The organism is Pseudomonas azadiae (assembly GCF_019145355.1).
GTDB classification, from domain to species: Bacteria; Pseudomonadota; Gammaproteobacteria; order Pseudomonadales; family Pseudomonadaceae; genus Aquipseudomonas; species Aquipseudomonas azadiae.
In genome coordinates this window covers 3,242,807-3,256,248 of the sequence record NZ_JAHSTY010000001.1, presented here as the reverse complement: position 1 = coordinate 3,256,248, position 13,442 = coordinate 3,242,807, and the positions used below count along the sequence as shown (strand labels likewise).

General features: G+C 59.1%; 13 protein-coding genes and 1 tRNA gene. 8 read left to right on the top strand and 6 right to left on the bottom strand.

The features are described 5' to 3' along the window. Positions 1 to 18: 18 nt before the first annotated feature. The 4 genes from KVG91_RS14805 to relB all read right to left on the bottom strand — a co-directional run bounded on the left by KVG91_RS14805 (position 19) and on the right by relB (position 3,197). Positions 19 to 1,611, bottom strand: a complete 1,593-nt coding sequence (locus tag KVG91_RS14805; protein WP_169377054.1) for a hypothetical protein — start codon at positions 1,609 to 1,611, stop codon at positions 19 to 21. A gap of 87 nt (positions 1,612 to 1,698) precedes the next feature. After that, positions 1,699 to 2,664, bottom strand: coding sequence for an arsenic resistance protein (locus KVG91_RS14800; RefSeq protein WP_169377053.1), 966 nt, complete (start codon positions 2,662 to 2,664; stop codon positions 1,699 to 1,701). A 40-nt stretch (positions 2,665 to 2,704) separates the two neighbouring features. Next, the gene (locus KVG91_RS14795; protein WP_169377061.1) at positions 2,705 to 3,013 is read right to left on the bottom strand and encodes a type II toxin-antitoxin system RelE/ParE family toxin; all 309 of its coding nucleotides are present in this window, start codon (positions 3,011 to 3,013) and stop codon (positions 2,705 to 2,707) included. Further along, on the bottom strand, positions 3,003 to 3,197 hold the full coding sequence (gene relB / locus KVG91_RS14790) for a type II toxin-antitoxin system RelB family antitoxin (RefSeq protein WP_049710479.1): 195 nt from the start codon (positions 3,195 to 3,197) through the stop codon (positions 3,003 to 3,005). The genes KVG91_RS14795 and relB overlap by 11 nt, the downstream gene beginning before the upstream one ends. 277 nt (positions 3,198 to 3,474) lie before the next feature. Between relB and KVG91_RS14785 the strand changes: the two genes are divergently transcribed. Further along, positions 3,475 to 3,888, top strand: a complete 414-nt coding sequence (locus KVG91_RS14785) for a hypothetical protein (protein ID WP_169377052.1) — start codon at positions 3,475 to 3,477, stop codon at positions 3,886 to 3,888. Positions 3,889 to 4,022: 134 nt separating this feature from the next. Here KVG91_RS14785 and gabP read toward each other — a convergent pair whose 3' ends face one another. Further along, the gene (gene gabP / locus KVG91_RS14780; RefSeq protein WP_169377051.1) at positions 4,023 to 5,414 is read right to left on the bottom strand and encodes a GABA permease; all 1,392 of its coding nucleotides are present in this window, start codon (positions 5,412 to 5,414) and stop codon (positions 4,023 to 4,025) included. Between the two features lie 554 nt (positions 5,415 to 5,968). Here gabP and KVG91_RS14775 point away from each other — a divergent pair. From KVG91_RS14775 to KVG91_RS14755, 5 genes are all read left to right on the top strand, one after another. Next, positions 5,969 to 6,742 (top strand): ABC transporter ATP-binding protein, encoded by a 774-nt coding sequence (locus KVG91_RS14775; RefSeq protein ID WP_025859203.1) that lies wholly within the window; start codon positions 5,969 to 5,971, stop codon positions 6,740 to 6,742. Between the two features lie 13 nt (positions 6,743 to 6,755). Further along, entirely contained in the window at positions 6,756 to 7,508 is a 753-nt protein-coding gene (locus KVG91_RS14770) for an ABC transporter substrate-binding protein (RefSeq protein WP_169377050.1), read from the top strand. A gap of 74 nt (positions 7,509 to 7,582) precedes the next feature. After that, a complete protein-coding gene (locus KVG91_RS14765) occupies positions 7,583 to 8,278 on the top strand; it encodes an ABC transporter permease (RefSeq protein ID WP_169377049.1) in 696 nt (231 codons plus the stop codon). 38 nt (positions 8,279 to 8,316) lie between these two features. Next, positions 8,317 to 9,006, top strand: a complete 690-nt coding sequence (locus KVG91_RS14760) for an ABC transporter permease (protein WP_169377060.1) — start codon at positions 8,317 to 8,319, stop codon at positions 9,004 to 9,006. Further along, on the top strand, positions 8,987 to 10,174 hold the full coding sequence (locus KVG91_RS14755; RefSeq protein WP_169377048.1) for a methyltransferase: 1,188 nt from the start codon (positions 8,987 to 8,989) through the stop codon (positions 10,172 to 10,174). The genes KVG91_RS14760 and KVG91_RS14755 overlap by 20 nt, the downstream gene beginning before the upstream one ends. Positions 10,175 to 10,403: 229 nt before the next feature. Here the strand turns inward: KVG91_RS14755 and bcsQ are convergent, their stop codons facing one another. Next, complete coding sequence (bcsQ, locus tag KVG91_RS14750) at positions 10,404 to 11,348, bottom strand: cellulose biosynthesis protein BcsQ (protein WP_169377047.1); 945 nt, start codon at positions 11,346 to 11,348, stop codon at positions 10,404 to 10,406. A 508-nt stretch (positions 11,349 to 11,856) separates the two neighbouring features. Here bcsQ and KVG91_RS14745 point away from each other — a divergent pair. Next, a tRNA-Thr gene (locus KVG91_RS14745) sits at positions 11,857 to 11,932 on the top strand. Between the two features lie 211 nt (positions 11,933 to 12,143). After that, positions 12,144 to 13,301: an AAA family ATPase gene (locus tag KVG91_RS14740; protein WP_169377046.1), complete on the top strand. Its 1,158-nt coding sequence runs from the start codon at positions 12,144 to 12,146 to the stop codon at positions 13,299 to 13,301. The last annotated feature ends 141 nt before the right edge of the window (positions 13,302 to 13,442 follow it).

Sequence of the window (13,442 nt, the reverse complement as noted above, 5' to 3'; positions counted from 1 at the left end):
CATGTCGAGAGCGCTCGATCAGTTCAGCAAAAACACTCTCAATGGATTGTCGTTCAACCGCCCCTCAAAGCGTGGAGTCAGTTGCTCAAGGGGTGTCTCCTTCAGCAATTTCGTATCCTTGCGCGCCACAATGACCCACGACGGACGCGGCAACGAATTCAAACGCTCAACCTCTGCAGTGCCGACAAACACCGGTTGCTCATCATGATCCAGGTTCATCATGTAGCGCACCGCCCAGGTATCCCGGCCCAGATCGACAAACACCAACGGCCCAGGCGTGGCGGCACGCAGCGCTTCCACCTGGCCGACAAACTGCCGCGTATCGAACTGTAAATCCTTGGCCGGCTCCACCACAGCCACCAGCAGTAACCATTGCGCCAACAAGCCGATCAGGCTGAGCCATACCAACCGCGCCTCCCGACGCCAGGCGAACAGCGCCGCCACTTGCAACACCAGCAGCACGCCCATCAGCAACGGCAGCGAAACGTCCGGCCAGTAACCATGCTTCTGCCACCCATGCCGGCAGACCAGCAGCGCCACCGCACACAACGCCGGCAGCGCAGCGACAAGCACTTCGTAGCAACGGCGCACGCCCTTGAACCAGCCTTGCGCCTGGAGCAGCCCATAGGCCGCGACAGCCGCGAACATCGGCACCATCGGCAAGATGTAGTAGGCGCGCTTGAAGCGCGGCACCGACAGCCCGAGCAAAATCATCAAGCCGCACGCACCGAGGCGCGTCAGCAATTGCACATCGCCCTCGAACCGCTCGAACCAGCGATGACGTAGCGCAACCATCGTGGCCAGGGCCAATGGCACCACAGGAAAGTAGCGGTACAAACTCAACTGGAAATAGAAATAGAACGGCTCGCCGGTTTCATCGAGGCGCCCGCCCACCTGCATCTTGAACACTTCATCGGCAAATGCAGCACCTCCACTGATACGCGCCAGTTTCACCAGCAGCCACCAGCACGCGGCCAGCAACACCAGGCCGATGATGCCGTGAGTCAACACTTGCTTGAGCCGCTCTCCAGGTTTGCCCAGCGCCCAATACACGCACACCACCCCGCAGACCTCGATCAACCCCAATGGCCCGCGTATCGCAAAGCCCAAGACAAACAACGGGAACACCGCAAGCTGCCTCAAGCGCCCGCCGCTGTGCAGCAGGTAAAAACTGCCCACGCAGAGCAACGCCACCATCTGGTCCAGGCACACCGAGCGGGACTTTTCCAACAACTGGGTGGTGAGCAAGGTCAGCAGCACGGTGAGCAACGCCCATTGGCGATTTGCGGGAACCAGCAAGCGATAGATCAGGGCAACCACCCCCGCGGAGGCCAGGGCGGTGGGCAGCACATTCGCCAGGTGATTGGGAGCGACGAACAGCCGGGCAAATACGTAACTCAGAAACGTCGCGGTGCCCGGGTAGTCGGCGTAGGGCTGGCCGTAAGTGGTAGGAAAAAAGCTCGGGCCATGGCGAAACATTTCTTGCAGGAACAGCGCCCAGCGCCCGTCAAACCCTTCGGGTTGCTGATTCCAGATCCCCAATGTGAACAGCAACAGGGCAAACAGGAAAATCCCTAGGGATTCCAGGCGAAAACGGTTGCGGTGATCCATCGGTTGACCTGTCAGGTAAGGGACGCCGGCTTATGGTGCCGACCGCCCTGCTGAATGGCGCCTGAACGGAACTGAAGATTCCCGGGTTCAGCGACCTGCAGGCCATATCCACTTCGGGATCAACCGAACGTAAAACAACTCGCCCACCAGCTCGACCAGGGTTTGCAGGATCACCGCCGTGGCCGCCAACCCACGCACATCCTCGGGCAGCGCCAACGCCAGAGGCAGCACCACCAGCGAATTGCGTGTCGACGCGCTGAACGTCACCGCCCGCGCCGTGACCGCCGGGAGCGCGAACAACCGCGAGGCCAGCGCCCCCATCAGCGGCGCCAGCAACAGAAAGCCGATGTACACCGGGATCACCGGCAGCAGCAGGTTGATATCCCGCACAACCGAAGTGACTTGCGAGCCAATTACCACAAACAACACCAGCGCCATCGCCGGCACCGGCAGCCAGGCCCAGGCATCATTCCAAACACTGACGAGCGATGACCGCCGCGCCATGGAAGTCGTGACCACCGCCAGGATCATCGGTATCACGATCAACAAAAGGAACGCCTCGACAAAAGGCCCTGCCGCCACCACCCCCTCGGATTGCGCACCGAGCATAACGCTCAGATAGACCGGCAACAGCGCCAACTGCAGCAGCAATAGCACGGGCGTCGCCGCCAACATCAACCGCGAATCCCCCTTGCCGATATGGGTAAACACCACCACGTAGTCGATGCACGGGGTCAGCAATACCAGCAACGCCCCCACCAGCAAAGCCGAGCGCCCCATCAGGCTTTGGGTCAGCGCCCAAACCAGCAGCGGCACTAGGATAAAGTTGGCCAGCAACAATGCCGATAGGAAGCGTTTGTTGCTCAGGCTCTGGCGCAGATCCAGAAAAGGGATTTGCAGGAACATCGCGTACATCAATACCGCGATGGCGGGCGTGATCAGTGTGCTGAGGTTGTGCGCAGAGAAAGGCGCGAGCAGGCCCAAGGCGGCAGCCAGGACGACGGCGCAGAAGTAGATGGGAATTTGGTTGTGCTCAAGAGTATCGCGGGTCATAAAGACGCCTTGGTAGATCGCAAGGGGCGAGCCTATGTATCTATTGGCGCGAGGTCGAGTGGAACGGTATGAGCGTATCCGAGGGATATTCCTGGCGTGCATGTAGCACAGCCAGGATCTCGACCTGCTCGATCACGCGATAGACCACTAAGTAGTTTGGATGAACAACCATTTCCCGAGTACCACACAAACGGCCCTGCCTGAATCCGTATGGCATTGAAGACAAATTTTCAGTCGCCGAGACAATAGTACGGTGCAGAGAAGCAGCAGAAACGGGGTTGTACTGCTCGATGTAGTCAATAATTTCGGTCAGGGCGCTGATAGCCTCAGGTCGCCATTTAACGAGCAGCACGACGAGCTTCACGCCTCTCTTCTAGCATTCTCTCGACTTCGGCCATGGCTTCATCATGCGGAATACTGGGCCTTGGATCATCAATTGAAGCCTGCACCTTGGCGCGAAACCAACGGTCGTAGCTGGCAGCCTGCTCTTCTGTTTCAAACTCTGAAACGATGGGAGAAAGGGGGATGCTCATAGAGACCTCCGTAATAGGTGCCTGCCAGTCTAATCTGTCCATGGTTCGCTGTCGTTTCTCTCGGATGTATGGCGCCGGAGATTAGATCTTCAGTTGAAGCCGCTACAAGTACTGGCAAATTAGCGAAGTGTTACCAAGAAAAACATACGGTGCAGACTCAATAATGATGAATCGCGGTAACGCTTGGCGAATGGGCTCCTGCACAGATTCCCTTGGGATTTCCCCCAACCTGCGCTTCAATACCCCACCCAGATCCAGAACCCAGGACCTCAAGCCCATGGCTTCGCCGAACAAGCAGCAAAAACGCGCCCACCGGGCAAAGGCCAAGGCCAAGCAGAACCGTATCCAGCGCGCCGTGGCGGCCAAACCGGATGCGTTTGCCGGCGATGACAGCCGCATTGACCTTGAGTCAGTGGATTTGACCGAGCTGTTCGTGGAGATGCGCAGCGCAGGCGAGATCAGCCAGCAGGCCCTGTGCGCCGTGTTTCTGGCTCACCCGTTGCTGGCGCTGGTGCTGGAGCAGGAAGGCGAAGAGGAAGCCACCGACTTCATCCTGGCGGCGTTGATCGAGTATCGGCAGTGGGCCACGGATACCGATGATGAGGCCGCTGCGCTGGCGTGGATCGAATCGCCGGAGTTTCAGGCCGACTATGTGGCGGCCTCTCAGGCATTGGCGCTTTCTCAGGACTGACACAAAAACAAACTGTGGGAGCCGGGCTTGCCCGCGATGGCGGCGTGTCAGGCGAAAAAGATATCGACTGTCAGTCCGCCATCGCGGGCAAGTCGAATCGTCGCACCGCCGCTCCCACAGAGTTCAGCATTCCGTCAGTTCAGTACCGCAGCCCCCACCCTCTGGGCCTTGCGCCGACTGGAGACAAACAACCCCGCCAGCACCACCAGCAAGCTCAGTACCCCAGTCGCAATAATCTCGACCCGGTGCGCTTCCTGGAACAGCATGATGGTCAACGTCCCCACGATGAACACCATCACCGCGAAGGTCAGGCCAGGGAACAGCCACATCTTGAAGACGATCTTCTCGCCCGCCGCCGCCCGCTTCTGGCGCATGCGCAGTTGCGACACCGCGATGACCAGGTACACGAGCAACGCGATAGCGCCGGAGCTGGCCAGCAGGAATTCGAACACCGCCGCCGGCGCCACGTAGTTGGCAAACACCGCCAGGAATGCTGCGCCGGTAGACAGCAACACCGCCCAGTAAGGCGTGCCGCTCTTGTTGGTGCGCTTGGCCAGGGCCGGTGCGTCACCGCGACGGCCCAGGGAGAACAGCATGCGCGATGCGGTGTACAGCGCCGAGTTCAGGCAACTGGTCACGGCAACCAATACCACCAGGTCGACGATCAGCTTGGCATTCGGGATGCCCATGCGTTCCAGCACGGTCTGGTAGGAGCCTACGGCCGCCAGGGTCGGATCGTTCCACGGCACCAGGGACACCACGATGAAGATCGACAGCAGGTAGAACAAACCAATCCGCCAAATCACCGAGTTAGTGGCCTTGGTGATCTGCTGGCCAGGGTTCTTCGATTCGGCGGCGGCGATGGTGACGATCTCGGTGCCCATGAACGAGAACATGGTGGTCAGGATCGCAGCCAATACCGCGCCCATGCCATTGGGCATGAAGCCTTGTGTATCGAACAGGTGCGAAACGCCGCTGACCTGACTGGTCGGCAGGAAGCCGAAAATCGCGGCCAGGCCGAGGATCACGAACCCCACAATCGCCACGACTTTGATCAGCGCAAACCAGAACTCGAACTCGCCATAGTTCTTCACGCTGAACAGGTTGGTCGCCGTCAGCAGCAACGTGATGATCAGGGTAAAGGCCCAGATGGCCACATCCGGGAACCAGGCATGCAAGATGGTCGCGGCGGCGTTGGCTTCCAACGGGATCACCAGGACCCAGAACCACCAGTACAACCAACCAATGGTGAAACCGGCCCAGTGACCGATCGCGCGGTCGGCGTAGGTGGAGAACGAACCGGTGTCCGGCGATGCCACCGCCATTTCGGCCAGCATGCGCATCACCAATACCACCAGCGTGCCCGCAGCGGCATACGCCAGCAGCACGGCCGGGCCAGCGGCAGCAATCGCGTGGCCGGAGCCGACGAACAAACCGGCACCGATAACGCCGGCAATCGACAGCATGGTGACGTGACGCGGTTTGAGCCCTTGTTCGAGGTCATTGGAGCTTTGCGTACTACTCATTGACACACCTTTACGAGGATTTGCGAAAACGGTTCGCCCGGCCTGGGAGCTTTCTCGTGAAAAGAAACCAACAGGGCGTTCTTTATTTTTTACGCAAGATTTGCGCCAAAATGTTACAAAGCCGCGCTGAATGCGGTCTGTAGGACGTTTCGGCATTCCTCGCAACTCGTTGATAATAATGGCATTCCGCTATAGCGTTACCGTGCTCCCCACTTTTACGCCGAATCAACGCACCATAAACACACACAAAAAGTACGTGACGCCTCATAAAAGGGCTGATAAGCGCCGTTTGCCCGGTTAACCCTTCCAACACCCGACCAAAGCTGGCACCATCGCGCCCTTTTTACGCGAAGCCTGCGGTTCTCCAGGTTCAAACGGTTGTTCGGTTGTTGATGGCGCGACACGCTGCTGTGCCGATGCGACACCCCACCGCACACCCCCTGTTTACCGCCGGCCACGCTGTTGGCTGCCATCCGGACGCTATGCTAGCTTGGCGCCTCGCCAGGAAGGCGGACCAACAGCGACGATCGCAACGAACACAATGAGGACCGCACATGGCCGAGGCCACGCCCGCGCTTGAAATCCGCAACTTGCATAAACGCTATGGTGAGCTGGAGGTACTCAAAGGTATCTCGCTGACCGCTCGCGACGGCGACGTGATCTCGATCCTGGGTTCCTCCGGTTCCGGCAAGTCCACCTTTTTGCGCTGCATCAACCTGCTGGAAAACCCGCATCAGGGCCAGATCCTGGTGGCCGGCGAAGAACTCAAGCTCAAGGCCGCGAAAAACGGCGAGCTGATGGCCGCCGACGGCAAGCAGATCAACCGCCTGCGCAGCGAAATCGGTTTTGTGTTTCAAAACTTTAACCTGTGGCCGCACATGAGCATCCTCGACAACATCATCGAGGCGCCGCGCCGGGTGCTCGGCCAGAGTAAAGCCGAAGCCATCGAAGTGGCCGAAGCCCTGCTGGCCAAGGTCGGCATCGGCGACAAGCGCCACGCTTACCCCGCGCAATTGTCCGGCGGCCAGCAACAACGGGCGGCCATCGCGCGCACCCTGGCGATGCAGCCCAAGGTCATCCTGTTCGACGAGCCAACTTCGGCACTTGACCCCGAAATGGTCCAGGAAGTACTTAATGTGATCCGCGCACTGGCCGAAGAAGGCCGCACCATGCTGCTGGTCACCCATGAAATGGGCTTTGCCCGTCAGGTGTCCAGTGAAGTGGTGTTCCTGCACCAAGGCCTGGTCGAAGAGCAAGGATCGCCACAGCAGGTGTTTGAAAACCCGCTTTCGGCGCGCTGCAAACAATTCATGTCCAGCAACCGCTAACGGAGCAACATGCATGCAGAACTATAAAAAATTCCTTCTGGCCGCGGCCGTCTCGATGGCGTTCAGCGCCACGGCCATGGCAGAAACACTGAAAATGGGGATTGAAGCGGCCTACCCGCCCTTCAACAATAAAGATGCCAGCGGCAATGTGGTCGGCTTCGACAAAGACATCGGCGACGCCCTGTGCGCCAAGATGAAAGTCGAGAAGTGCGAAGTGTACGTATCCGACTGGGACGGCATCATCCCGGCCCTGAACGCCAAGAAGTTCGACTTTCTGGTGTCCTCGCTGTCGATTACCGACGAGCGCAAGCAGGCCGTCGACTTCACCGACCCGTACTACTCCAACAAGCTTCAGTTCATCGCGCCTAAAGCCACTGCCGACTTCAAACCCGACGCGGATTACCTGAAGGGCAAAGTCATCGGTGCACAACGCGCGACGTTGGCCGGCACTTACCTGGAAGACAAGCTGCCAGACACCGAAGCCAAGCTGTACGACACCCAGGAAAACGCCTACCTCGACCTGACTTCCGGTCGCCTCGACGGCATCCTGGCCGACAAGTACGTGCAGTACGAATGGCTCAAGAGCAAAGACGGTTCGGCCTACGAGTTCAAGGGCGACCCGGTTGTAGAAAGCGACAAGATCGGTATCGCCGTACGCAAGGGCGACCCATTGCGCGAGCGCCTGAACAAAGCCCTGGCAGAGATCAAGGCAGACGGCACCTACAAGAAGATCAACGACAAGTACTTCCCGTTCAGCATCGAATGATCTGAACGGCATGCCCGGCGCGCTCACTGGGGCGCGTCGGCTTTTTGCACTGCCTGCCGCGATATGAAACCACCATGAATTTCGACCTCTACGGATTCGGCCCCGCGCTTGCCGCTGGCGCGCTGATGACCGTCAAACTCGCGCTCACAGCCTTGTGCCTGGGGCTGGTGCTCGGCCTGGCCGGCGCCTTGGCCAAGACGTCGCCGTACAAGCCTTTGCAATGGCTTGGCGGTGCTTACTCGACGATTGTTCGCGGCATTCCCGAATTGCTGTGGGTGCTGCTGATTTACTTCGGCACCGTCAACCTGATGCGCGCCCTCGGTGAGTTCTTCGGCAACCCCGACCTTTCCCTCAGCGCCTTCGCCGCCGGGGTGATCGCCCTGGGCCTGTGCTTTGGTGCCTACGCCACGGAAGTGTTTCGTGGTGCGATCCTCGCCATTCCCAAGGGCCACCGCGAAGCCGGTGTGGCGCTGGGGCTGTCGAAGGCGCGGATTTTTACCCGTTTGATCATGCCGCAAATGTGGCGCATCGCCCTACCGGGCCTGGGCAACCTGTTCATGATCCTGATGAAGGACACCGCGCTGGTGTCGGTGATCGGCCTGGAAGAAATCATGCGCCACGCGCAGATCGGCGTGACCGTGACCAAGCAGCCGTTCACCTTCTTCATGGTCGCCGCGTTCATGTACCTGGGCCTCACGGTACTGGCGATGACCGGCATGCACTTTCTGGAAAAACGCGCCGCCCGCGGCTTTGCAAGGAGCACCCAATGAGCGGCGACTACAGTTGGCTGGCGCATTTCGACCTGGGCCTGAACTGGGCCGTGATCATCAAATGGCTGCCCAAACTGGCCCAGGGCGCGACGTTGACCCTGGAGCTGGTGGCCATTGCAGTGATCGCCGGTTTGCTGCTGGCGATTCCCCTGGGCATCGCCCGTTCGTCGCGCCGCTGGTACGTCAGCGCCTTGCCCTACGCTTACATTTTCTTCTTCCGTGGCACGCCGCTGCTGGTGCAGTTGTTCCTGGTGTATTACGGGCTCGCGCAATTCGATGCCGTACGCGAGAGCGTGCTGTGGCCGTACCTGCGCAATCCGTTCTGGTGCGCAACCGCCACCATGACCCTGCACACTGCCGCCTATATCGCCGAAATCCTGCGCGGCGCGATCCAGGCCATTCCACCCGGCGAGATCGAAGCGGCGCGAGCCCTGGGCATGTCCAAGCCCAAGACGCTGTTCTACATCATCCTGCCGCGCGCCTCGCGCATCGGCCTGCCGGCGTACAGCAACGAAGTGATCCTGATGCTCAAGGCCAGCGCCCTGGCCAGTACCGTGACCCTGCTGGAACTGACCGGCATGGCGCGCACGATCATCGCGCGCACCTACTTGCCCGTGGAGATTTTCTTCGCCGCCGGCCTGTTCTACCTGTTGATGGCCTACATCCTGGTACGCGGCTTCAAACTGCTGGAACGCTGGCTGCGTGTCGATGAATGCCAGGGACGTTGAGGCACGCTTCAAGGCGCTGGATGCGTTCCTGATCGAGCACCAAGGGCTGTGGAAACCACGACCCTTTACGCATCGGCATCTGCCCTGGGAAACCGAGCATCCCGACCTTGCCGCCTGGCTGCGCCAACGTTCGTTGGCCGATGCCGAAACCAGCCACAACCGACCGCATGACCTGCCGGCGCCCGCCCCTTTTTCACAACTCGCCGGGCAAGCCAGACAACTCAGCGCTGTGGATAAATTGCCGACGCAGCCGCTGGCACCCGCGCGACCTCGCCTGAACGTCGATGTGCCCGGCCGCAAATGGCAGCAGATCGAAGCCTTCGGCGCCGCGCTGCAGTTTGCGCAAACGCCCACGCACTGGCTGGACTGGTGCGCCGGCAAGGGCCACCTGGGTCGCCGCCTGCTGCAAGCCGGCCAAGCGCTGACCTGCCTGGAACATGACCCCGCGCTAATCGCCGCAGGCCAAGCCTTGAGCGAACACCACGGCCTGCCTGCCACCCATCGCCTGCAAGACGTGATGGCCGACGTGGCCCTGGCCGCCGAACACACGCCCGTAGCGCTGCATGCCTGTGGCGACCTGCACGTGCGCCTGCTGCAACTGGCCAGCGCGGTTGGCTGCAAACAGTTAGCGCTGGCGCCCTGCTGCTATAACCGCATCGGCGCCGACACTTACCAACCGCTGTCCAGTGCTGGCCGCGCATCGCACTTGCTGTTGTCGATTGATGACCTCGGCCTGCCGCTGAGCGAAACCGTCACCGCCGGCAAACGGTTGCGCCTGCAACGGGACATCTCCATGGCCAGGCGCCTGGGGTTCGACCACCTGCAACGCGAACTGCGCGGCCTCGACGAGTACCTGCCCACGCCGTCCCTGCCCGCCAGTTGGCTTAGCATGCCCTTCGCCGACTACTGCCGTGAACTGGCGAACCTCAAGGGTTTATCCACAGGCGAGCAGAATTGGTCAACGCTGGAGGCATACGGCTGGCAGCGCCTGGCCGAGGTCAGGAATCTGGAATTGGTGCGTGGTCTGTTTCGGCGCCCGCTGGAGGTGTGGCTGGTGCTGGATCGGGCGTTGTTTCTGGGCGAAAGCGGCTACAGGGTTGAAGTGGGCCGCTTCTGCGATCGCGCACTGACGCCGCGCAACTTGATGGTGCTTGCCGAGCGCGATTAAGGGGCAAAATTGTCGCACCGCAGCCTGTGGATAACTCTGTTGATGGAATCTTTACGGAACCTGAAGCCACGTGCATTCCAAGCCAAAAGCCATGCTGGTCATTTTTTGTTCACAAAATAAAAGGCACGTAAAACAGACAGTTGCATCGTGATGAGAACAGCTCCACAAAATGGTTGTTTCGTGGCATCTCCATCCAACCGATTGTGCATAAGCATTTGGCGATAGGCGTTTAAACCGCGCCTTGGAAGCGTTTTCCCAGAGCTTTGACGACCCGGCTCAAGTCGTGGATATCGTCCACCGCCAGGCTGACCGTCCGCACGTCCAGCGGGTCTGCAGCGCAAGCCTGGGCTTCGCTGATGGCCGTGTCGCCATGCACTTGCAGCGGGACGGTTCCCAGACGCTGCTTGAACGCTTCGACCATGTCCAGTTGGATAGCATTGTTCTCATCCAAATGGTTGATCACAAATTGCACAGCAGGTGCGCGCTCGCGCTCAAGGTAGGGCGCCAGCAGGCTGTCCAGTTGATCCAGCGTGGCCAGTGAGGCGGCATCGGCCCGCGCAATAACCAGCACCCCGTCGGCCAGGTTCAACGCCTGATGGAAGTAGACGTTATTACCGGCAGGTGTATCGATGATCACCGTTTGGTGCTCACCCAGGCGCAATCCTGCCAATTGTTGCGCCAGCCAATCCGGCTCGCGCTTGAGCCAGCCTTGCAGGGTCTCCTGCTGCTGGGTATCGGTATCACCGAACGGAATCACCTGGGCCCCGGCGAACCCCGCCTGCCGACACTGCGCCCACTGCGTATTCTGCAAGCTCGCGCAGCCAATGCCGGGCACGCTCGAATCGAGTCCGAGGTGATGACACAAAGCGTTCTGCGGGTCCAGATCCAGGGCCAGCACCGACTCGCCTTGGCGCTGCATACCGCTGCTCAACGCTGTAACCAGGGAACTGCGCCCCACACCGCCATTGACCGATACCAGCGCCACGACTTTAGCGCGCGTTGCACCACCGCCGACCGGCTGGGATTGTTCATCGGTGTCCGCGCCTGGAGAGGGGATCACAGCGCCATCATTTACCGGAATACTGCCGAAGAAATGCAGCCGCGCATCCAGCCCACAGGCATCTCGAGTGACACGCTTGCCGAACAACGCAAGCAGTTCGTCAGTAAGGCTCATGATCCAGACTCCAACACGACGCAGCATAAAGACGTGAAGGGTCGGCAAGGGAAAGGCTTGCCGCAGGTCTTTTGGGTTTTTTCTGGCGTCTCTGTGCCCGCATTTTGTGACAGCGAAAACAAAGTGTCATTAATTTGATGGAGTTACCGCTGCCTTTTTAGACAGGCGGAAAACAGTCAAATTAATGACTCAACCTAATGCCATCAGGATGGCGCTTCGAGCCTGTAAACCGGGCACTCATAGTCGCCTTGGCAATCGCTACCCGGTCGGTCGCCACGCTCATGTAATGCAGCGTGTCCGGGTCCACCAGGAAGGTAATTCCTTTTGCTGGAGTGGCAGCGCAGATTGCCTTGAACACGCCGTGTAGACGGCGGCCTGGCAGAGTGTAAATCCTACCGCGTGGCGAGGAAAAACGGACCAATGCGAAAAAACCTCGGCTTCTGCAAAAATAGTCAGAATTCAGGGGTTTACAGAAGCTTGCCAATCGCTATAATCGTCGCCCTAACACGCCGGTATAGCTCAGTTGGTAGAGCAACTGACTTGTAATCAGTAGGTCCCGGGTTCGACTCCTGGTGCCGGCACCATACAAAACAAAGCCCTCGCAGAAATGTGAGGGCTTTGTTGTTTCTGGGATATTCATGTCCCAACTGCCCTCCTGGCTTGGTTCCCTCAGCCTGTCCGCACCTGCAAAACCTGAGCAGTTGCCGATTCTGCGCCAGAGATTCAATTTTTAAGCTTTATGCTAAATTATGAACTGGCAATAATTATGGCGTATCCATAAAAAGGGGTAATTGCATGAGCAGCATATTTCAGCGCCCTGAATTGGCTGAAACAATGGCGAACCAGCTCCTCAATCCGGGCGTGCTCGATGAGGGTCTGCGTTCGGGCCTTTTTTTATCTGGCCTGCGCCGTACAGGTAAAACAACATTTCTGAGAAACGACCTTATCCCAGCCCTGGAAGCAGCAGGTGCGCTGGTGATCTACGTCGACTTATGGAGTGACACACTGGCCAACCCGGCGACGCTCGTGCACAACGCCATACACAAAACGTTGAAAGACCTCCAGACACCGGGCTCCTCGGTGCTGGAAGTACTCAAGCGCGTCAGCAATGTCGACATCGGCGCAGCGGGATTCAAGTTCGGCTTCAAACTCGACAGTATTGGCACCAGCGACGGCCCGACCTTGGCGCAAGCGCTGACCGAAGTCGTGGACCAAGCCAAGACCAACCTCGTACTGATCATCGACGAAGTGCAACATGCCATTTCCTCCGACGATGGCAACCAATTGCTCCTGGCCCTGAAAGCCGCCCGTGATGCGATCAACCCGCGCCCAGCAACACCGGGCCACTTTTTGTTTATTGGAACCGGCTCTCACAGAGCGCAAGTCAGCGAACTGACCGCTAAACGCAACCAGGCATTCTCTGGCGCCACATCGGCGGCCTATCCGTTGCTGAACGGTGACTACGTCAAGTTCCTGCTCAACCGGCTTGCCATGACCGTGAAAAAGGAAAAACTCCCCTCCCTCGAAGCGGCCATTGAAGCCTTTACCACACTGGGGAACAGACCCGAGGAAATGTTGAAAGCGTTGCGACAACTCCTTCAGCAGGAAGGCGATCCCGACCTATTCCTCCCCGTCATCGCCAGCACCTTACGCTCTGCGGCGGCGAGCATTGAACTTGAAAAGGTCGAGCAGATGGGCAGCCTGGCACAGGCGATTTTCAACAAAATTGCTTCTACTGAAGGCGATGCTCGCGGAATTTTCTCCACCGACGCGGCGGCGGAGTATTCAAAATCAGTAGGGAGAGAAGTGCGGGTTGAGGAGATTCAACCGGTGGTGATTGCGCTAGTCGCAGAGAACATCATCATGCGACGCGGGCATGGGATTTATGCGATTACGGATCAGTTTGTTCAAGAGATTTGGCTGGAAGAGCGGGCGTTGATTGAGGGGAGTTAGGGTGCAGGAACATAAATAAATCTGCCCTGCTTTCCCGCAAGGTAGAACTGACATGGATATCTCAATCGCACAGAGCATCAAGCTCGCCATCGTGTCGGCAACCGGGCTGTCAAAAGACGCGTTGCATATCTATGTGGGCAT